Origin of the sequence: Eisenbergiella tayi (assembly GCF_001881565.1) — a bacterium.
Classification (GTDB): domain Bacteria; phylum Bacillota; class Clostridia; order Lachnospirales; family Lachnospiraceae; genus Eisenbergiella; species Eisenbergiella tayi.
In genome coordinates, this window is record NZ_MPDJ01000001.1 from 1,781,615 (window position 1) to 1,800,579 (window position 18,965).

The 18,965-nt window shown below is 51.9% G+C and carries 19 protein-coding genes and 1 pseudogene; 1 reads left to right on the forward strand and 19 read right to left on the reverse strand.

All coding sequences use genetic code 11. The features are described 5' to 3' along the window. Positions 1-126 precede the first annotated feature (126 nt). A complete protein-coding gene (locus tag BLA28_RS34095; RefSeq protein ID WP_425463790.1) occupies positions 127-471 on the reverse strand; it encodes a TnpV protein in 345 nt (114 codons plus the stop codon). Here BLA28_RS34095 and BLA28_RS34100 point away from each other — a divergent pair. Then, complete coding sequence (locus BLA28_RS34100) at positions 470-1,237, forward strand: hypothetical protein (protein ID WP_242827539.1); 768 nt, start codon at positions 470-472, stop codon at positions 1,235-1,237. The two genes, BLA28_RS34095 and BLA28_RS34100, sit on opposite strands and share 2 nt — an antisense overlap. A gap of 96 nt (positions 1,238-1,333) precedes the next feature. Here BLA28_RS34100 and BLA28_RS07615 read toward each other — a convergent pair whose 3' ends face one another. The 18 genes and pseudogenes from BLA28_RS07615 to BLA28_RS07705 form a co-directional block, all read right to left on the reverse strand. Beyond that, entirely contained in the window at positions 1,334-1,549 is a 216-nt protein-coding gene (locus BLA28_RS07615; RefSeq protein WP_002588976.1) for a transposon-transfer assisting family protein, read from the reverse strand. 1 nt (position 1,550) lies between these two features. After that, complete coding sequence (locus BLA28_RS07620; RefSeq protein WP_071698957.1) at positions 1,551-4,601, reverse strand: LPD28 domain-containing protein; 3,051 nt, start codon at positions 4,599-4,601, stop codon at positions 1,551-1,553. Between the two features lie 6 nt (positions 4,602-4,607). After that, positions 4,608-4,886 (reverse strand): hypothetical protein, encoded by a 279-nt coding sequence (locus BLA28_RS07625; protein ID WP_050005931.1) that lies wholly within the window; start codon positions 4,884-4,886, stop codon positions 4,608-4,610. Beyond that, positions 4,883-6,982 (reverse strand): type IA DNA topoisomerase, encoded by a 2,100-nt coding sequence (locus tag BLA28_RS07630; RefSeq protein WP_071698958.1) that lies wholly within the window; start codon positions 6,980-6,982, stop codon positions 4,883-4,885. The genes BLA28_RS07625 and BLA28_RS07630 overlap by 4 nt, the downstream gene beginning before the upstream one ends. Then, positions 6,963-7,670, reverse strand: a complete 708-nt coding sequence (locus BLA28_RS07635; protein WP_050005933.1) for a hypothetical protein — start codon at positions 7,668-7,670, stop codon at positions 6,963-6,965. The genes BLA28_RS07630 and BLA28_RS07635 overlap by 20 nt, the downstream gene beginning before the upstream one ends. A 147-nt stretch (positions 7,671-7,817) precedes the next feature. Next, positions 7,818-8,570, reverse strand: coding sequence for a DUF4366 domain-containing protein (locus BLA28_RS07645; RefSeq protein WP_050005934.1), 753 nt, complete (start codon positions 8,568-8,570; stop codon positions 7,818-7,820). Beyond that, on the reverse strand, positions 8,560-8,811 hold the full coding sequence (locus BLA28_RS07650; RefSeq protein ID WP_050005935.1) for a DUF4315 family protein: 252 nt from the start codon (positions 8,809-8,811) through the stop codon (positions 8,560-8,562). Before BLA28_RS07650 ends, BLA28_RS07645 begins: the two co-directional genes overlap by 11 nt. Before the next feature lie 29 nt (positions 8,812-8,840). Next, positions 8,841-10,550 carry a C40 family peptidase gene (locus tag BLA28_RS07655; RefSeq protein ID WP_050005936.1) on the reverse strand — a complete coding sequence of 570 codons (1,710 nt, stop codon included), beginning with the start codon at positions 10,548-10,550 and terminating at the stop codon, positions 8,841-8,843. Continuing rightward, positions 10,543-10,917: a DUF3851 family protein gene (locus BLA28_RS07660; protein ID WP_050005937.1), complete on the reverse strand. Its 375-nt coding sequence runs from the start codon at positions 10,915-10,917 to the stop codon at positions 10,543-10,545. The genes BLA28_RS07655 and BLA28_RS07660 overlap by 8 nt, the downstream gene beginning before the upstream one ends. A 2-nt stretch (positions 10,918-10,919) precedes the next feature. After that, entirely contained in the window at positions 10,920-13,319 is a 2,400-nt protein-coding gene (locus BLA28_RS07665) for a VirB4-like conjugal transfer ATPase, CD1110 family (RefSeq protein WP_071699002.1), read from the reverse strand. Continuing rightward, complete coding sequence (locus tag BLA28_RS07670) at positions 13,276-13,731, reverse strand: PrgI family protein (RefSeq protein ID WP_002589059.1); 456 nt, start codon at positions 13,729-13,731, stop codon at positions 13,276-13,278. The genes BLA28_RS07665 and BLA28_RS07670 overlap by 44 nt, the downstream gene beginning before the upstream one ends. A gap of 14 nt (positions 13,732-13,745) precedes the next feature. Beyond that, the gene (locus BLA28_RS07675) at positions 13,746-14,291 is read right to left on the reverse strand and encodes an MT-A70 family methyltransferase (RefSeq protein WP_002589060.1); all 546 of its coding nucleotides are present in this window, start codon (positions 14,289-14,291) and stop codon (positions 13,746-13,748) included. A gap of 13 nt (positions 14,292-14,304) precedes the next feature. Then, a complete protein-coding gene (locus BLA28_RS07680; protein ID WP_050005938.1) occupies positions 14,305-15,174 on the reverse strand; it encodes a VirB6/TrbL-like conjugal transfer protein, CD1112 family in 870 nt (289 codons plus the stop codon). Positions 15,175-15,243: 69 nt separating this feature from the next. Next, a pseudogene (locus BLA28_RS34500) lies at positions 15,244-15,342 on the reverse strand (Maff2 family mobile element protein); the annotation flags it as partial. Between the two features lie 85 nt (positions 15,343-15,427). Continuing rightward, on the reverse strand, positions 15,428-17,053 hold the full coding sequence (locus BLA28_RS07690) for a recombinase family protein (RefSeq protein WP_002594230.1): 1,626 nt from the start codon (positions 17,051-17,053) through the stop codon (positions 15,428-15,430). 127 nt (positions 17,054-17,180) lie between these two features. Beyond that, positions 17,181-17,375, reverse strand: coding sequence for a transposon-encoded TnpW family protein (locus BLA28_RS07695; protein WP_002594231.1), 195 nt, complete (start codon positions 17,373-17,375; stop codon positions 17,181-17,183). Then, the gene (locus BLA28_RS07700) at positions 17,372-18,226 is read right to left on the reverse strand and encodes an ATP-binding protein (protein ID WP_002594232.1); all 855 of its coding nucleotides are present in this window, start codon (positions 18,224-18,226) and stop codon (positions 17,372-17,374) included. Before BLA28_RS07700 ends, BLA28_RS07695 begins: the two co-directional genes overlap by 4 nt. Continuing rightward, positions 18,223-18,963, reverse strand: coding sequence for a replication initiator protein A (locus BLA28_RS07705; RefSeq protein ID WP_002594233.1), 741 nt, complete (start codon positions 18,961-18,963; stop codon positions 18,223-18,225). Before BLA28_RS07705 ends, BLA28_RS07700 begins: the two co-directional genes overlap by 4 nt. Between the last annotated feature and the right edge of the window lie 2 nt (positions 18,964-18,965).

Sequence of the window (18,965 nt, forward strand, 5' to 3'; positions counted from 1 at the left end):
CGCCCAAACGCAGCACATGGTCGATGTCATTTTGGGCAAAAGAAAAAGCAGAGGATGTATGCGCTACATTCTCTGCTTCATCTATGGATTGGATCTGTTCCGCTTCGGAGAGGAACAGGTTTAGAGTCAGCTGTTGATAAGCTCCGCCATCAGGATCTCCTCGGCCTGAGCTTTGCAGGTGTTCATCAGCCCCACCCACTTCATGGGATCGCTGGCTTTCAGTTCCTCGGTGGCTCCCGCTTCCTTCGCCAGCTGGGGCATCATCTGCTCCAGTCTGCTCTGGGCGGTCTCGTCGATCTCCAGAAGGTGCGAGTACAACTTCTCGCTCAGCAACATCTGGTTGTAGAGGATGGGACGATGTTCCTTCAGGTAGGTTTTCCTCATCCTGCCGTACTTGCCCAGGGGTTTCTCCGGCTGCTGGCTCAACTTCAGGTCGGGAATCAGATAGTCTCCGTTCTGGATATAGGTCATGGGATTGTTCATCTTGCTTGCTCCTTTCTTGGTTGGCTTCGCGCTCTGCATTTCGGACGGTAACGCCGATCTGCCGCAGCACCTGCTGGTTGATCTGGCTGACCGCTGTTCCCAGCGCCCCGATGGTGGACGGGGTGTTGAAATCAAAGATCGCCATGAAATCTTCGTGGTCGAAGTAGCGTTCCGGCTCCAGTCCACAGCGGGACATCAAAGCGTAAGTGATGCTGACGGTGGCGGCTGCCTTGAACTGCACTCCGATGTTATACTCATCATATTCCTCCAAAAAGGAACCGTCAACGATATAGAAGAAGTCCTGCTGATGCTCCGTCCAATATTCCTCGGCCAGTTTTCCAGCTACCTCCGTGAGCTGTCCGGCAAGATCATCACCGGAAACATCATAGGTGCGCTCAAACATGGCCTGCACCGAATCCAGATGGCGCTCCTCCAACTGCCACAGCCAGGGAGTGCGGGAATGTTCACGGGTTCCGGTGTCGGAAATGTCAAAGACATAACGCAGGCGAGGTCTGTCCCCGGAATCATCCACCAGAGCGATTCCCTTGGAACCGCGCCTTACATAACGGCCCATCTTTTCATTCCACAAATCGTACTCCGCACAGGCGGTGGCGTCCGGTCGCTGGGCATAGATCATCAGCTGCTCATGGAATGGGTACTTGTAAAGGCGGGAAGCAGTAGTGAGAAACCCTGCCCATTCCTGCCAGCTCCCCGTGAGCTGTGTTGCCACCTTGTCCGCCATCTGTGCATATAGTTCAGCTTTGGTTGGCATAGTGTTCTGTCCTCCTTTCAGTTTTGGGGTAAAAAGGCGGGGTGGCAGATCGCCACCCCATCCCTGCGGTTATGTTGTTTACTGGTCAAAATCCGGGTACAGCTCCAGTTCGGCAAACTCGGCATCACTCATGGCCTGGAGCTTGCCCAGTGCGCTGTCTGTCAACTCCCGCAGCTCGGTTTCCTCCGGCGAAAGCTCGCCGCGCATCTCACGCAAACTGTCAATCAGCCCGGTGCGGCTGCCGGTATTGTAAATGCACATCAGGTTCATTTCCTCAAAAGTAAAGTTTCCCATATCAAATCTCCCTTTCCGCACTCTTTTTGGGTGCTGTCTTTTTGTGTTCTGCCTTGGGCTGGCTTTTCAGCTGCTCCATGACGGACTTTTTCTTTTCCCGTTCCTCCCGATGGGCAGCGGCAGCCAGATCCATCAGGGAAATGGGCTGACCGCTTCGGGCCTGCTGTTCCAGCTCTGCCACCGTAGGTTCTTTTGCGCCATTGTTGATGATACCGTCGATCATGCCGTAATCGTCCTCCAGCATCATTTCCGCATTTTTCAGCGGGTTTTCTGGCAGGAATCCGGGGATCTGGGTAAAACCAACACTGTCACAGTAATGACAGGATACCTTACCGTCCTGTCTGATCGCAACGATGTCGCTGACGCTCATGGAGGGACTGTGAAAGTCCACGGGCTTTTCCAGATTGAATTGCTGATAGAGTTTTTCCAGCTGCTCCGGCACAGTGCCAGACTCCCTCAGAGGAGCTGTGTAAATGAGGTCATAATTGCTGCGGTCTATGGAAATGTCGTGGGACTTTAACCACTCCAGATTCATAAAGCGCACATTCTGCGGATCGTCACTACTTACCTGATAGATGGCAAAGCAATCTCTGTTCTGAGAGAGAAATGCCTGTTCGCGTTCCTGCTGATGTTCCTGACGCTCCATGACCTTTTCGTGGAACTGAGGGCTTTTCTCCCATTCCTCATGGTCCACACCGAAAAGACCGCCATGATCCATGATTTCCTGCGGATCAAACACCATGCTCTCCGTATTGTCCTCATGCAGCACATAGACGGTCAAACCGGCGGCATCCAGTTCCAGCGCCCGTTCTCTGGTAACAGGGAACATCCCATCATAGGAGTAGCCATATTCCTGCATATCCGGTGTGGATACCTGCTCATCCGGCATGGGGTATTCATCCAGTGCCTGCTCCTGCGCTTCCGGCAGCTGGGCAGAAGCGGTCACCTGACTTGCCTCTGCCTGCATCTGCTCATAAGCAGCTTCCTGCAAGGTCTCAACCATAGACAAGGGAGCGCGTCTGAGCGAAGTGCTGTCCAGATCGTTATCATCACAAATCTGGAGAACTGCCTTCATGCAGGAAAGCTCCGGCATATCCAGCTGACCACCATCCAGCTCTTTCATGGACGCAGCATCGTAAAGAGTGTAGTCCCAGCCGCTGTCACAGGGCTGAATATGAAGATAGGTGGCATCGTCAATTAGAAACAAAGCCTCCTGCTGGTTTGCCTCCGCATCAAGAACCGCCATTTCCGGCTCTTTTTTTGCATTGGGGTCAATTCCACGCTCTTTGCAGATTTCCTTATAGTGGCGCTCAATGTCAGAGATCAAAGTGCCGGAGGTCTTATTGATGGTCTCCAAACTGGCTCTCAGCTCTTTCAGTTCCTTGCCCTGACTCCAGCTGGCAATATAGCCGAAGCTGTTTTCTCCGGTTTCAATGCCAAAATATTTGCAGACTGCATAGGAGATGCTTTCAGCCTCTACTTCTTCCGTGTGACGGTCTTTCTTCTGTTCCTGCAAAAACTGGGCGAGAGTAGAAAAGCCGCCAACAAAATTCAGTCCTTCTTCCTCGGTCAGCATCAGGCGTCCATTTTCCGCCAGCTCCAGCGGCTCTGTCAGCAGAACGGAACCTGCATGGTTTACAACCACTTGTTCTTCTACACAGACCGGCTCTCCGGGGTCGTAGTCAGAACCGCGCAGGTCATAGCAATAAACGCCCTCCGGCAGATTATCACGGACAATCCGCCCATTGGAGAACAGACCGGGTTTATCAAACAGCTCGATCTCCTGATATTGCTCGTCATTGGCAATCTGAATCTTTTTCTGATTGTGGAGCTTGCTGTGGGCAATCTCATGAACCGTGGCCGAAACCGTCTGCACCTCACTCATGCCCTGACGAATGGCGATTTTCTGATGATCGGCAGAAAAATAGCCGTCCGTATCGGCGGCCATTGCTTCAAAAGTGATCGGCACCGGCGCACTGCGGCGCAGAGCCTCCATGAATACCTCATAATTTGGCACATTGCCGGAAAGGGAGGAAGCAAGCTCCGGCAAAGGTTTCCCGTCGGTCTGGCTCACATCAAAGACCTTGACCGGACGGAACATAGGGATCTCGATTTCTTTTTCCTCTGTGACGATCTTTCCGTCTTTATCCAGAATCGGAGCCTTGGTATCCGGGTCCAGCTTCTGCTCCTCGATTTTCTTCTTATACGGTGTGGGGGCGATGATGGTAATGCCATGCTCGCCCTTTTTTACATGACGCTCAAACTGGTCTTTCCACTTATTGTATCCGGCTACCAATGTAGCGTCCGGCTTCTGCATATAGATGAGCATGGTGTTGTTTACCGAATAGCGGTGGAAGCGGGACATGACGGACAGATAGCGCATATACTTTTCACTCTCAAACAGTTCCTTGATCCCCTGCTCGATGCCATCTGTGATTTCCCTTAGCCGTTCTCGGTTGGTGGGTTTATTCTCAGCCATGATTTTCAATCTCCTTTCCAAGTGTGTGATTTCTGCTGTGTGTTCTGCAATCCATGCCTTTTGTTCTTCTTCACTTTCATAAAGAAAAAGGTCCAGCAGGTACTCTACATAGGTTTTCTTCTGGATTGCTTCCACAAAGCGGGGGTGCGGTTCTTCCTCCGGTGTCCGGGGAGAATGGTCAATCCCCCATTTTTTCAGCAGATGGTAGTAATCGGACAGTACGCGATAACACCGCTGCCGATCCTCACGAAACTGCTGTGCCTCGGTTTTCTGCCGGACATATCTCCTGCGGGGAGGGGCCTGACTGTCATAGATCAGGCCAAAGTCCTGTGCCAGTTTCTCCGCCGCTTCTTTTGAGGAGAGGTCAAAGAGCTTTGCGGTAAAGTCGATCACATCCCCATCTTCACCGCAGCCAAAGCAGTGGAACCGCTGGTCTACCTTCATGCTTGGGTTCTTATCATCGTGAAAGGGACAGCAGGCCATGCCATTTCGTTTGACCTCGATCCCATAAAACGCTGCCGCATCTCTGGTGCTGACCGACTGCTTGACTGCTTCAAATACATTCTCTGTCATGTGCCTTTAACTGCCGGACTTTCGCATAGGAGGCTGGTATCCGGCGGCTTTCGCACGCTCACTGGCGGCTTTGCGGCGTTCTGCGCTATATGGCTCCCGGACTGATACACACCGCTTGGGGACGGTAAAGTTATGGGCGTCCTTTCGGATGATCTGGTCGGGGTGCTTTTTTGCCAGCAGATCCAGCTTCTCCATCAGACGGGGATCATGAGTATAGATCTCAGCCATTGGTTCTGCCTGGTTATAGAGGAGAATGGTTTCCCGTTCCACTAAAGAGAGCTTCATCGGCTGCCTCCTTTCCGCTGGTCAAATTCCAGCTTGAAGTTGGCGTACTGTCCATCATCCTCCAAAACCACAGCGGCATCGTAGGTCTTTCCGGTTTTCTCCGAATATAGGCCCGTCACACGGACACGGCCATCGTTAAGCAGTGCAGACACCACAGCCTTGGTCGGCTGTTTTTTCTTGGCGGCCCACCATTTGTTGTTTTTCCAGATTGCAAATCTGCAAGAATCATTCTGACAGAAGAAACCTTTTTGCAGTTCTGCAACTTCCCCGCCGCAGCGAGGGCATTTGCCCACCACCTCACGGGGCGGAGTGAACAGGTACTCAGTTCCCTTAATGACCTGATAAGTTCCCACCAGATCTTTCAGCATGGTGCTGATCCCGTCCAGAAACTCCTCCGGGGCAAGCTGCCCGTGCTCGATTTCCCCCAGGCGGTACTCCCACTCGGCAGTCAAAAGCGGAGATTGCAGCTGTTCCGGCAGAACGGTAATCAGGGAAACTGCATCGTGGGAAGGGAGAAGCTGCACCGTTTTCCTGCTCTTTTTTCGTTCCAGAAAACCGGCAGATACCAGCTTTTCCAAAATACCGGCACGGGTGGCCGGTGTCCCCAGACCTTTTCGCTCGGCATCCTCCGGCATATCCTCTTTTCCGGCAGTCTCCATCGCGGACAATAGGGTGTCCTCCGTAAAGTGCTGAGGCGGACTGCTTTTGCCTTCTTTGACGATTGCCGCAGCAACCGAAAGGGTCTGTCCTTCAGTCAGCTCCGGCAGGGCTTTCTCTGCGCCCTCTTTTTTCGGCTCCGCATCCTTCATTTTGGCACGGTAGGCGTCCTCCAGTGCTTTCCATCCGGGGTGCTTCACCGTTTTTCCTTTGGTAGTAAACTCCCCACCGGCACACGCTGCAATCACAACGGTTTCCGAATAGATATGGGGCTGGGCCACGGCACACAGCAGACGCAGGGCCACCAGCTCCAGCACCGCTTTTTCTCCCGCAGGAAGGGCAGAAAGGTCTGCATCCTTGAGATTTCTGGTAGGGATTACTGCGTGGTGGTCGGTTACTTTCTTGTCGTTGATGACCGTCTGCGGATCACAGGTAATGGCGATCCCTTTGCGAAATGGCATAGCATTGGCAACCAGATTCACCAGCACCGGCAGGCTGTCTGCCATATCACCGGTCAGATAGCGGCTGTCAGTACGGGGATAGGTGCAGAGCTTCTTTTCATACAGGCTTTGCAGATAGTCCAGGGTCTGCTGGGCCGTAAATCCAAGCAGACGGTTGGCATCTCTTTGCAGGGTAGTTAGGTCATAGAGAGCAGGCGGCTTTTCGGACTTTTCCTTGCGCTCCACCTTTTTGATTGTGACAGCTGCACCCTGGCAGGCTTCTTTCAGCTGCTCTGCGCTTGCTCGGTCACTCATGCGCTCCCCGGATACGGTAAGACCGGGCAGCTCCAGCACCACGGTATAAAAGGGAACCTGCTTAAAGGTGTCGATCTCAGCTTCTCGCTGGACAATAAGCGCCAGCGTTGGGGACATCACGCGCCCGATGTTGAGGGTGCGGTGATACAGCACGGAAAAAAGCCTTGTGGCATTGATCCCCACCAGCCAGTCGGCCTTGGCACGGCAGAGAGCAGCATCCCGAAGTCCATCATAATCTACCCCTGGGCGCAGGTTTGCAAAGCCCTCCCTTATGGCGGAGTCCTCCATCGAAGAAATCCAGAGCCTTTTCATCGGCTTTTGGCAGCCTGCCAGCTCATAGACGCTGCGGAAGATCAGCTCGCCCTCGCGTCCGGCATCACAGGCATTTACTACCTCCGTCACATCCGGGGCGTTCATCAGCTTTTTGAGAATATCAAACTGCTTTTTCTTGTCCTTTCCCACCACCATCTGCCAATGCTCCGGCAGGATAGGCAGGTCATCATATCGCCACTTGGCATACTTGGGGTCATAGCTGTCTGCATCCGCAAGACCGGCCAGATGGCCTACGCACCAGCTGACACGCCAACCGTTACCCTCCAAATACCCGTCCTTACGAGCAGTTGCACCGATTACCGCAGCCAGACTTTGTGCAACCGATGGTTTTTCAGCAATCACCAGCTTCATAATCTTCAACCTCCCATTCATTCTGCCAATTATCAGACAGTTTTTTTGCAATGCTGTGTTCTGAGGCAAGTGTAATGTCATAGCCAAAGCGATAATCATATCGGTACAACCTGCCAATCAAATCATTGATTATGATATTGCAGGCCATAATCACACGCTCTTTATCCACCTGCATCAGTTGATAGCGTTGATAATTGTTGTAATATTCTCGATGTCTGTGGGTTCTGCTGACCGTATCTTCCATCAGACAATCTATGGCATCTTTTTCACCATCTTCTTTGCTGCCCTGTGTATAAGACAACAGTTCCTTAACCATGGGAAAACTTTGTTCATCTACCGTTGCTTCTTCGCTCAAAAAACCGATATAAGCTTTTAGTAACAGGCTAACTGCTGTTTTTTCAGCTTCAGATAAAGCGTTCATGGTCTCCGCTGCATCAGGCAACAGTTCCTTTTCCACAAATTCATCTATCTCACCAGAATAAAGCATTCGGATTGAGTCCACACATAAAGAGCGTTTTTGGGGTGCGGTCTCAATTTCAAAATCATAAAGATCCAAGTCATCGTTCTTCTTTGACTTTTTTTGAACTTTGCTTATAGCAGTGAAAAGAATGTCTCCTCCAAAGTAAATTCCGAAGGCGACCAGATCAAAAATAATCAGAAAGTGTAATAACCAGTTCCAGGTGTTCATTGTGAGGTCCTCCTTTCTTTGACCATGTGCTGATTTTGGGTGTGGATTTACAGTAAGAGAGTGAGTAGAGCAGCAGAGGACAGGAATTTCTCCCTGTCCTCTGTCCCTTATCCCGCAATGATTTGAAATACGCTACGCTCAAATGGTTCAATCTGCTCTATCGCGTTCCTCATTAGGGTCAGAACCCTCAAAACCATCCTCAAGGACTTCCTCATCTTCGGTTTCCCATTCCTCGGAATCTTCCTCACCATAATCATAATCGTCCAGACTGTCATTGCCCTTGGTCTTAGGCTTATTCTTAACGAGCTTCAAGTAGGCAAATACGCCACCGCCGCCCAGCAGAGCCAGCAGAAGGATCAGCGCAGCCGGGTTCAGTCCGGCAGGCTTCTCTTTTTCCGGCTCCGATGTTTCTGCCGGAGGTTCCGGTGCTTTTCCCGTACATTTACTCTTATCAGTTACACAGACCGGACAGGCCGTATTGACTGCCCCTGCTTCACATTTCTTCGTGCAACTGCACACCGCAGGCGGCTCCTCTTTGGGTTTTCCATCCTCCATCAGCGCCATCAGGTCCGCTTCATCCACCTGGTTCAGAAAGTGAACAGCAGTCTTTTTATCCTCATTGGCCCTGTCGATCAGGATATAAAAATAGTTGCCTGCCTTGGTGGTAACGGTAATGAGCTGCTTGTTGCCACCAAAATCATCCACCAGAGCGGCGTTGCCATCCGGGGTCAGCGGAGGTGCTTTTTCCGTTTCTTCCACCACCACATTGCTGTCATTGGTGGTATCCTCTGCCGGGGGCGGCGCTGCGCCCTGGGCAAAAGCGGGAACAGTAAAGCCCGATGCCAGCACCAGCGTCAGGCAAAGGGCGGAAAGTGTTCGGAGCAATCGTTTATTCCTCATAGCTGTTTTCCTCCTGTTCGTTGTTGTCATCAGCCAAACTGCCGGGAACTGTGCCACCGGACAGCATGGCGCTCAGCTGAGCCGGGGTCATACGCAGGGCGCGCACCATCTGGACGATCTCCAGATTTTCTGCCTCGGTTTTCTGTGCTTCCAGCGCCTTGAGCTTTTCCTGATACTCTGCGATCTTCTCGCGGACCTTAGCAATCTCCTGGTCAATGCGTTCAATTTTGTTCTTTGCCATCGTCTATCACTCCTTCTAAAAAATCTCTGTTACCAGTTCATCAGGCCGTAGCCCTTGATACTCTGATAATTCAGGTCATAACTTTTGATCTTGCAGGCATCGCCGGAATTTCCCTCCACGGTATAAACACGGCTGCCATCGGTGCCGACAACAATTCCCACATGGTCTGCGGAACCATCCAGATCCCAATCGAAGAAAATGGCATCACCGGGGGCGATGTTTTCATATCCTCGTGCGCCCCACTGTCCATGAGACTGGAACCACGGAACACCCTGAGACTGACAACCAGCAAAGCGTGGTTCCGTTCGACCGGATTGACCATAGCACCATGATACAAAGCAGGCACACCATTCCACACGGGAGTCAAAGCCGTACCAGCTCCAATAAGGTTGTCCTCCCACATTGCCCACCTGACTTTTCGCCAGTTCCACCAGCTGCGGATTGCCGGGGCGGGAGCCATTGATAAATTCAACACCAGTCAAATCTTCAGAAACACCTGTATCGGGAGAACCGCCACCAAATAACAGCGGCTTATTGCCCATAGTCTGTCGGTAGACCTGGTACATCTCCATCTGCTCCGGAGTCAGTAGTTCTGGCGCAAGAGAGGCAATGGAACGGCTTGTTAAAGTTACATGGAGAATACGATATTCATATTCATGCTCATCCCCATCTTCGTCAGTGTAAGTGCGAATCTGAATTTCTTCTCTCAGCGTAAGCTGATACTGTGCATCAAACACACGATCCAGCTCTGCCTGTGCGCTGTGGCGTGTATAGCCTTGCAAGACAGCAGAGAGAACTGCCGCCAGCTCATGGGGGTCATGGCCAATCATATCCAGGTTATAGCGATACTCGTCATACCCTGGGTGGCTGCTTTCGATGTTGTCGATTTTCTCCTGCAACCGAGCTTCTCTGTCTGCATAATCTGCCTCCACCGCCAGCATTTCCGGGTCATCCGATGGATAGGTAGTGCCGGAAATTACAGAACCAATACTCTGTGCCATCATAGAGCAGGAGGACATGGTATTCATCAGCATACAGGCGATGAGGAACAAAACCCCTGCCATCAGGAAGCCCTTCTTGTGGCGCATGACGAATGCCCCTGCCTGCTGTGCCTTTTCTTTTACCGTCCTTGCGGCTTTTCCGGTTTTGGACGCAGCCTGGGCGGTATTTCCGGCAGTCTGACCGGTGCGCTTGGCGACGGCATACTGCTTTTTGATACTCTGTTTTTGCTGCCAGCGGGAGAGAGGGTTGCTGGTAAACTGAGGATTTTCCCGTAGGGACTTCTGGTACAGGGCATTTACATTTGCCTTTTCCAGTTGGCGCTCTGCCTGTGCTGCTTTGCGGTACGGCTTCAGCTTGTGGCTGCGATAGCCCTCCCGCACCAGATAAGCGCTGGTCTCCACCGCCTCCTCGGACTTGTGGGCGCTTTCCACGCCCACATTGTCCTGTTCTGTTTCCCGGATCTCTTTGTGAAACTTGCCCGCGACCAGATGGACGGGAGCTTCCTTAACCCCTTGAGAAAGTTTGGAAGGTGGTTTTTTCTTGTCCTCAAAGGTCAGCTTCGAGGTCTTTTTCCCGGTGTCCGGGTCAATGACCGTCTGTCTGACTTTTTTCTTTGGAATATTGGCCTGCGCCTTATCTGCTCTGGCCGTAGCTTTCTCCGTTTTGCGGATCGGCTTTTCCAGTGCAGGGTCAGCCCGTTCCTCATCAGTAAAGCGCAGGCGCGGCTCTTTATTCAAACCAATCACCCATTAGGATAGCATCCATCATGTGGTGCAGCTCCACATAGAGGGCCAAACCTTCCGGATCATATAGCGGATGCACGGTGAGATACGCATGGACTTGCGCCAGAATCTCAGAGAGCATTGTGATAGGTCTGCACCCTACAATGGTTCCTGCACCAGGGGCACACATCATATTCGCCCAAATCGAAAAGAGACGGGCAAGACCAATTTCGCCATCCTCATTCAAGGTTTTGAGTTCTTTGTCAGCGGTACGACACTCAACAACAGCGGAGGCCATTACCGGAAGCAACATGAATTCGTGAGCCTCCAATGCCTCACGGAAAAAAATCATGGTATCAAGTTCGCAAATATTCTGTTTCATAGTTATTCATCCTCCTTTTTCAGTTCCTGGGGTTTGGTGGACATAATGCGGTAAAGCTCAGTATTCTTCGGGAAGTGGTCAACGAAGGGCAGGATGGTGGAGCCATAGAACAGCAGGCCCTCGCCCTCACCGGAGTGGGTCACATAGCTAAGCTGGTGCGTGGAAATGCCCAGCTGCTTGGCGAGAATCTGACGGTCTCCGCCTGCCTGGTTGAGCATATACACGAAGTCGGAGTTTTCAAAGATGTTCTCCACCTCGCGGCTGCTCAAAAGGTCTTTGACATTCTGGGTGATACCTGTCGGAATACCGCCCCATTTGCGGAATCGCTTCCAGATTTCCACCGTATAAGCGGCGGTCTGCTCCTCCTTCAAAAGCAGGTGCATCTCGTCGATGTAATAACGGGTGGACTTGTGGGCAGCGCGGTTAATGGTAACGCGGTTCCACACCTGATCCTGGACCACCAACATACCGATTTTCTTGAGTTGCTTGCCCAGCTCCTTAATGTCATAGCAGACAATGCGGTTATTGATGTCCACATTGCTCTGGTGATTGAACACATTGAGGGAGCCGGTTACATAGATTTCAAGGGCCGTGGCGATATACTGGGCTTCCTTTTCCTCCTGTGAACGGAGCAGGTTATATAGATCCTCCAGTATGGGCATATTCTCCGGGCGCGGGTCATTGAGGTAGGTCTGATAGACCAGACGCACACAACGGTCGATGATGGTTTTCTGCACCGGCTGCAATCCGTCCTTACCGCCCACGATCAGCTCACACAAGCTGAGGATAAAGTCAGACTTGAGGGACAGCGGGCTTTCATCATCCGAATAGTCCAGGTTCAGATCCATCGGATTGATGTAGTTGGTTGAGGTAGGCGAGATCTTGATGACCTGCCCATGCAGACGCTCCACCAGAGGTGCGTACTCCGCTTCCGGGTCACAGATGATGACATCATCATTGGTAAGCAAAAAGCAGTTGGCAATCTCACGCTTGGCGCTGAAAGACTTACCGGAACCCGGCGTACCCAAAATCAAGCCGTTGGGGTTTTTCAGCAGCTTTCTATCCACCATGATGAGGTTGTTGGACAGGGCATTGATGCCGTAGTACAGGGCTTCTTTGCCGTTCTGGAATAATTCCTGTGTGGTGAATGGTACAAAGATAGCCGTAGAACTGGTGGTCAGCCCTCGCTGAATCTCGATCTGATTGAGTCCCAGGGGCAGACAGCTCATCAGCCCTTCTTCCTGCTGGAAGTCCAGTCTGGTCAGCTGGCAGTTATACTTCTGGGCAATAGAGCCTGCCTGAAAGATGTTGTTGCCAAGCTGACGGGGGGTGTCCGCTGTGTTCAGCACCAAAAAGGAGACCAGGAACATTCTCTCGTTTCGGCTCTGCAAATCCTGCAACAGCTTTTTCGCCTCACTGCCGTAGGTGGCAAGGTCAGAAGGAATGATGTCCATGTCGTATCCGGCGCGGACTGCTTTTTTCTGTTCCTCAATCTTACTGCGGTCCAGATCGGTAATCTTACGCTTTACCGTTTTGATGGCTTTCACCTGATCCACCGACTGAATGTGCATACTCACAATGAGCGAGCTTTCCATATCCAGAAAATCAGCCAGCAGACGGTCATTCAGCTCTGGGGCTAAAATCTGCAAAAAAGAAACAGCCCCGTATTTCTTGCCCATACGGAACTGCTTGCCGGTGCGGAACTCAAAGGAGCTTGGTGCAATAAAATCTTTTGTGGACAGACCGGAAGGAGCCAGCCAGTCCCATTCAAACTGAAATGGGAGCTGTTCATCCATGTGGAATACCGCATGAAGCTGGGAAAGCCTTTCCTTACCGTCCAGTGTCCTGGCAGCTACGCCAAGACGCTTGAAGTTGTTGAGTATATCGGTCTCAATACGCTCCAGACGGGGCTTGGCGGCTTTGATGCTGTCAGCGTCAATACCAAAGGTCAGGTATTTGGTCTTGATGAGACCGTTGTTGCCTCTGACCAGCTGATTTTGCAGCATCGTGGTATATTCCTCACGGATACTGTCAAAGGCATCCCCCTGGGGCGGAATGGAAATGGAGTTGGCAAAGGTCTCCTCCGATGCCGCAAGGTTCAAAAAAGACAGCTGGAAGTGAATCGAGCTGTCGAAATAATTGAGGAAATCACACCAGCCCTCAAAGATCGCGGTCTTATCTTCATTTTGGGAGAGCTGATAGTTGATGTCCTGAAACTGAATGGTCTTTGTGTAGTGGCTGTCCGATACGCGGCAGATCCCGTCCGGCCACATTCGTTCATAGGGGATACTGTCCTGTGCCGATTTTCCTTTTTTGTCCGTGCGGTTGGCGCGGGCAATGGCCGCTTCGATCTGCTTCTTATCGGCGCGGGACAGCTTTTTCTTTGTCTTTACCGGATGCACGGTCTTTTCTTCCGGTTTTCCCAGCAGACGGCGCAGCCAGCTTTTCATTGCGGTGAACAATGTCATACACCTCCTTATCGAGCATTTCCTGCCGCTTTAATACGGCATAAAAGTTATTGGTCTGGTAGGGACGCTGCTTGGGACGGATCACAGCTACTTTGAGGATGTTGCCGACGATCTTTTCCAGGGGCTGTCCATGCTTTTCATACATTGCCAGCAGGAAGAAGGGCATCATGACCAGCATCATACACATGGCAGCCATGCTGTTTCCCGCAGGCTCACGGAGCCACAAGAACAGCGGTACACCTACAAGCGCCCCGGCGGTAAAGCAGACCAGCTGCCTTCGTGTCAGATTGAACATGACCTTGGTTTTGACTTTGGTTAAATCTTTGGGTACGGGTACATAAGCCATATTATCCACCTCCTTTATGGGAATGAAATAGAGCTGTCCACTTCATTTCCCCACACATCCCAACCGGGTGTGGATTGACGAGCAAACAGTTCTATGCGCGGGAGATCACCCATCAATGAGACAATGCGTTCTCTGGCTTCCTGCGGTTTTTTTGAATGTTCTTCAATGTGAGAGACAATGACCTGATGAACAGCTGCGTTTATACGCTTGGGATGTCCTTTCGTTGCGAGGATACAAAGTTCCACATTGGAGCGCGTCCAATATCCCATTCCCCAGAACAAGCTATCTGCCTTTCGATTTTGCTTTACCCAAACAAAGCCGACGGTTTTATAGGTAAATCCCCATGCCTTCAGAACTGAGAGACCTTCCAGTAAACATGGAATCGTGACCCATAAAAACAAGGCACAGTCTTTATCCGCCAAGTTGCCTACTGGCAGCGCACAAATATCCTCGATACTCATGGTCGGATAGTGACTTTCTGCACTGCGTCCCAATCCTTTCTTGGAATATACTTTGTAGTTCCATGGCGGGTCTGCGTAAATGATTTGATATTTTTTCATACAGAACCCTCCTTTAGTGCGCCTGAAAGACTGATTTTGCGAGACTGCCGGTTTTGAACAGCGTAAAGCACAGCAGTACGGTGTAGCCCACGCAGCTCCAGATTGCCATGATGATGTCATCTTCCAGAGCGATGTTCTGCACCAGCACAGCATAAATTGCCACGCAGACGATAATGAGAAACGCCTGAAAGCCCAGCGCCAGCAGGGATCTGAGGTAATTCTGTCCCATACCGCCCCATTCTTTACCCATCATTGCAGCCATTGGAACGGGAGCCACCGAAGTCACAAGGTAGATTTCGATCATACGGCCATAAATAACGATAAAGATACAGATATATAACGCCCACATAGTAATGCCAATAAAGAGGGATTGGAACCACAGTCCGAACAGCGGTCCCAGATCCATTTCCATCAGCCTCGGTTCCAGATCGGTCATAACTGAGGAAATGTCAATGGACGCATCCGAATTGATAACCCCTGCCGCCTGCGCCACTACGCTCTGCGCCATATCAAAGACGCCCATCACGATATTCCATGTATTTGTGACAATGAGGATGGCAGCGGCTGATTTGAACACCCACTTGAAAATCATCCAGGTGTCCACATCATGCAGGTTGTTCTTGTCTGCGATCATCTGGATCAGGTCTACGGTCATCACGATAGCCAGGATCACGCCTGCAATCGGCACCATGATGGAGTTGGACAGATTCTCAATCATGCTGAAAATACTGCCATTCCATCCCTGTGGGGTCTGGCCTACCTGTACGGATATATCCGCGACCTGCTTGTTTACACTGTCAAACATCCCCGAAAGGTTGCTCATAATGCCGCCCACCAGCATTTCTTTCAGCCAATTTGTCAGGGCTTCAAGTAAGAAATCCATACGGTGTCAACCTCCTTTCCGCCGCCCCCGCAAAACTGCGGGAGCGGCAAGGATTTCATACGGAGACGCTTAGACAGAGAAAAGCCCGGAGAGCAGAGGTACAAGGACCATGCCTACCACGGCTACACCAGCACCGGCCATGAGCTGCTTCATGCCCTGGCTCTTTGCTTATGTGTGATAAAGAAGTAATAGAAGTGTAAAAAATTTTGCCGTTCCTATCCGGCACATGAGGTATGTCGGATAGGTCGGGCGGTTAGGTGTCGGGCAGTTCTACCTTGCCGACAAAAGAATAATAGATTTCGATTTCCTGTCTGCGTAACTTGCCCCGGCGTTTCCCGTCAAGGGCAACGCTTTCATGGACAACGATTTTCTCCACAAACTCCCGCAGCAGAGTAGGGGTAAGTTCTTCAATGGTAGTGTGCCTGCGTACCACATTCATAAACTTTTCAGCGTTTGCGGTGGCTTCCTGCGCTTTGGAAAGTTCTTCCCGCAGTCTGGCGGCACGTTCTTTCAGTTCTTTCTGCTCGGCTTCATAGTCTGCCGACAGCTCTGTGAAACGCTCGTCCGATATGCGCCCGGTTACGCTGTCCTCATACAGCCGCTTGAAGATAGCAGATAACTCGGCTATGCGTTTCTCGGCGGCTTCCAGCTCCTTTTTCTTGGCGGCGTTCCTGCGTCTGTCCCCGTCCTCATTCTGCTCGATTAAAAGCTTCATAAACCGGGCTTCATGCTTTGCCGCATAGCTGGTAACTTTCCGCAGATTGGAGAGTACGCCAGCGGTCAAGAGGTCAGTGCGGATAAAGTGCGCTGTGCAGTCGGCGGTGCGTTTCTTGTAGCTTCCGCAGATATAACAGTCCTGCTTGCGCTTGTCCGTCTGGTATCGCTGCTGGTACATGACGCTGCCGCAGTCGGCACAAAAGAGTATGCCGGAGAACAAGCCCACTTCGTCATAACGGTTGGGGCGTTTGCGCTGCTTGCGTAACTCCTGCACCCGTTCCCACGTTTCCCGGTCAATGATAGGCTCATGGTGGTTCTCAAAAACCGCCTGCTTTTCCGGGGGATTTTCTATGCTGTGTTTCAGCTTGTAGGACGGCTTCTCGGTCTTAAAGTTTACCAGACAGCCCGTATATTCCCGGTTTTCCAGCAGATGAACCACGGTATTGGTCGCCCACTTGCACTCATAGCCGGGGTGGTAGCGGCGGGTGCTGCCCGTCCTGCGGTATTCCAGCGTCCCCGGCGTGGGGATTTGCTGCTCGGTCAGCATACGGGCTATCTTGGTCGGACCGTTCCCGGCAAGGCAAAGGCTGTAAATCTGCCGTACCACCGGGGCGGCTTCCTCGTCAATGATAAAGTTTTCGTCCTCGTCCATGAGGTAGCCATAGACGGGCTTGCTTGTGATGGGCTTTCCGCTCATGCCCTTAGAGCGTTTTACTGCCTTGATTTTCTTGCTCGTATCTCTCACCAGCCATTCGTTAAAAATGTTCCGCAGCGGGGCAAAATCATTTTCCCCCTGTGCGCTGTCCACTCCGTCATTGATAGCGATGAAGCGGACACCTTTCTGTGGGAAAATCATTTCTGTGTACATTCCCACCTGTAAGTAGTTTCGCCCTAACCTCGACATATCCTTGACGATAACTGTCCCGACTTTCCCTGCTTCAATGTCTGCAAGCATGGCTTGAAATCCGGGTCTTTGAAAGTTCGCACCGGAATAACCGTCGTCGGTGTACCAGCGCAGATTAGAAAATCCATTCTGTTTGGCATAGGTTTCCAAAATCCTCTTTTGGTTGGAAATGGAATTGCTCTCGCCTTGCAGCTCGTCCTCATGGGACAGTCTTGGGTAAAGGGCGGTAATGAGTTGCTGGGTGGTCTGTCTTAACATAAATTCCTCCGTTTCCGACAGCCAGCCCCACTATTCCGTACCTTGATTGTACCACATGGGGCGGCTGTCTGTATAGCGGCAAAAGCGTCAAATCTGCTTCTTTACGGTCGGTAAAAATGACGGTTTTTCAATCAGGCTTATCACAGGTCAAATATCCGGCGGCGGCTTCTGCTTCCAGCACTTTCATCATCTTGTCAGCGGCGGTGTCGGTCGCCCCCTCCTTGAAAAAGCCAGACACCACAAGGATTGTGTTGCCTATCCTCGTTTCGGTCACGCAGTCCGGGCGGCGGGCAGGGCGTTTGTTTCTCTGGGTGTCGGTCATAGGCAAATCTCCTTTCCGGCAAGCAGCCGTTTCAGCTGTTCCATTTTTCCCTGTGCGGCGGCTTTCCTCAAATTCTCCCCGGTAAAGCAGAGAGGGGAACACATTTCAAGCAGGCGGTCATAAATCCGGGCGTGGGCGGTGTCCTCCGGGTGCTGCAATTCCTCCAGCGTGAGGTTGGTCGTCACAATCAGCGGCTTCCTGCTCCGGTAGCGGCTGTCAATCACATTGTAGACCTGTTCCAGACCGTATTCTGTGCCACGCTCCATTCCAAAATCGTCAATGATGAGCAGGGGGAAGCTGCAAAGGCGGGAAATATATTCGTTCCTGCCCGCAAAGCTGGCGGCAAGGTCGTTTAATATTGCTGCAAAGTTTGTCATGCACACCGGGACTTCCTGCTCCATGAGGGCGTTTGCAATACACCCGGCAAAATAGCTTTTCCCAGTGCCTACCCTGCCCCACAAGAGCAGCCCGTAGTTCCCGTCCTTTATCTGTTCCCAGCGTGCCACATATCCGGCGGCGTTCTTCATCTGCGGGCAGCTGCCGTTATCGTTGGCAAATGTCCAGTCCTGCATGGTCTTGTCTGTAAAGCCCTGCCGTTTCAGCCGTTCCACCGTTTCAAGGTGGCTGCGCCGCTTCTCGGCGGCTTCCCGTTCCTTACGGGCTGCCCGCTGGCAGTCGCACTCTGACGGGTGGCGGTCACGCCCGAAAAAGGTCTTGCCCTCCGGGAAATAGGCTTCTTTGGGTTTCCGGCATTTGCCGCAGTATAAAAGCCCGTCCTCCCCGGTGTAATCCTCCGGCTCGGCTGTGGTGTCGGTCATAGGCAGTATGGTGTTGTGGATTGTATCGGTCATAGGCTTTCTCCCTCCTTGAATGAATAGTCCGGTATGCCTTTCTTTGGCTTCTCTTTGGCAGCGTCCTCCTGCGCCCACTTGTAAATGGTGGCTGCATGGCTCTGGTACTGCTTCCCGGTGGAAGCGATGTGGCAGGAAAGGCGGTCAAGGTAATACTCCCACTTGCCGGGGAAGTCCTGTTCCAGCTCCAAAAGTTCTGTGTCAGAAAGAAATACATTTTTATATCTGCCATAAGCGGCGGGGGGCTGCCCCTCACTCGCTCCTTTTGTTTGGCTCTCTATTAGGTTGTTTATATTAGTTTGGTTAGGGGACGGTTTTCCGACCGTCATAAGGTCAGTTTTCCGGCTGTCAGTTGGTCGGTTTCCCGCCCTTATGAGGGGCGGTTTTCCGTCCGTCAGTTGGTCGGAAAACTGTACCACTGGGATAGGCGGCACTTTCACATACAGACGGTTGGCGGCAGAAAAGCCCGTCCGTCTGCGTTCCAGCAGCCCGGCAGCGTCCAGTTCGTTCAGTGCGCCCTTTATGGTGGTGCAGCCTTTATCCAGCATTTCCGCTATCTCTGCTATGGGGTAGACAATGTATGTCCGTCCCTCGCTGTCCTGCCAGCCGTTCTTCTGCGAAAGGGTGGAACGGTCTAACAGCAGCGCATATAACTCTCTTGCGGTGTGGGATAGGTCTGTTTCCAGCAGGAAACGGGGGTAAGGCAGGTAAGCGGGCAGCTCCGTTCCTGCGGTCATAT

Coding starts and splice junctions, on each gene's coding strand:
- BLA28_RS34100 (WP_242827539.1), top strand. CDS start 470: ATGGGATTGTTCATCTTGCTTGCTCCTTTCTTGGTTGGCTTCGCGCTC.
- BLA28_RS34095 (WP_425463790.1), bottom strand. CDS start 471: ATGACCTATATCCAGAACGGAGACTATCTGATTCCCGACCTGAAGTTG.
- BLA28_RS07615 (WP_002588976.1), bottom strand. CDS start 1,549: ATGGGAAACTTTACTTTTGAGGAAATGAACCTGATGTGCATTTACAAT.
- BLA28_RS07620 (WP_071698957.1), bottom strand. CDS start 4,601: ATGACAGAGAATGTATTTGAAGCAGTCAAGCAGTCGGTCAGCACCAGA.
- BLA28_RS07625 (WP_050005931.1), bottom strand. CDS start 4,886: ATGAAGCTCTCTTTAGTGGAACGGGAAACCATTCTCCTCTATAACCAG.
- BLA28_RS07630 (WP_071698958.1), bottom strand. CDS start 6,982: ATGAAGCTGGTGATTGCTGAAAAACCATCGGTTGCACAAAGTCTGGCT.
- BLA28_RS07635 (WP_050005933.1), bottom strand. CDS start 7,670: ATGAACACCTGGAACTGGTTATTACACTTTCTGATTATTTTTGATCTG.
- BLA28_RS07645 (WP_050005934.1), bottom strand. CDS start 8,570: ATGAGGAATAAACGATTGCTCCGAACACTTTCCGCCCTTTGCCTGACG.
- BLA28_RS07650 (WP_050005935.1), bottom strand. CDS start 8,811: ATGGCAAAGAACAAAATTGAACGCATTGACCAGGAGATTGCTAAGGTC.
- BLA28_RS07660 (WP_050005937.1), bottom strand. CDS start 10,917: ATGAAACAGAATATTTGCGAACTTGATACCATGATTTTTTTCCGTGAG.
- BLA28_RS07670 (WP_002589059.1), bottom strand. CDS start 13,731: ATGGCTTATGTACCCGTACCCAAAGATTTAACCAAAGTCAAAACCAAG.
- BLA28_RS07675 (WP_002589060.1), bottom strand. CDS start 14,291: ATGAAAAAATATCAAATCATTTACGCAGACCCGCCATGGAACTACAAA.
- BLA28_RS07680 (WP_050005938.1), bottom strand. CDS start 15,174: ATGGATTTCTTACTTGAAGCCCTGACAAATTGGCTGAAAGAAATGCTG.
- BLA28_RS07690 (WP_002594230.1), bottom strand. CDS start 17,053: ATGTTAAGACAGACCACCCAGCAACTCATTACCGCCCTTTACCCAAGA.
- BLA28_RS07695 (WP_002594231.1), bottom strand. CDS start 17,375: ATGACCGACACCCAGAGAAACAAACGCCCTGCCCGCCGCCCGGACTGC.
- BLA28_RS07700 (WP_002594232.1), bottom strand. CDS start 18,226: ATGACCGATACAATCCACAACACCATACTGCCTATGACCGACACCACA.
- BLA28_RS07705 (WP_002594233.1), bottom strand. CDS start 18,963: ATGACCGCAGGAACGGAGCTGCCCGCTTACCTGCCTTACCCCCGTTTC.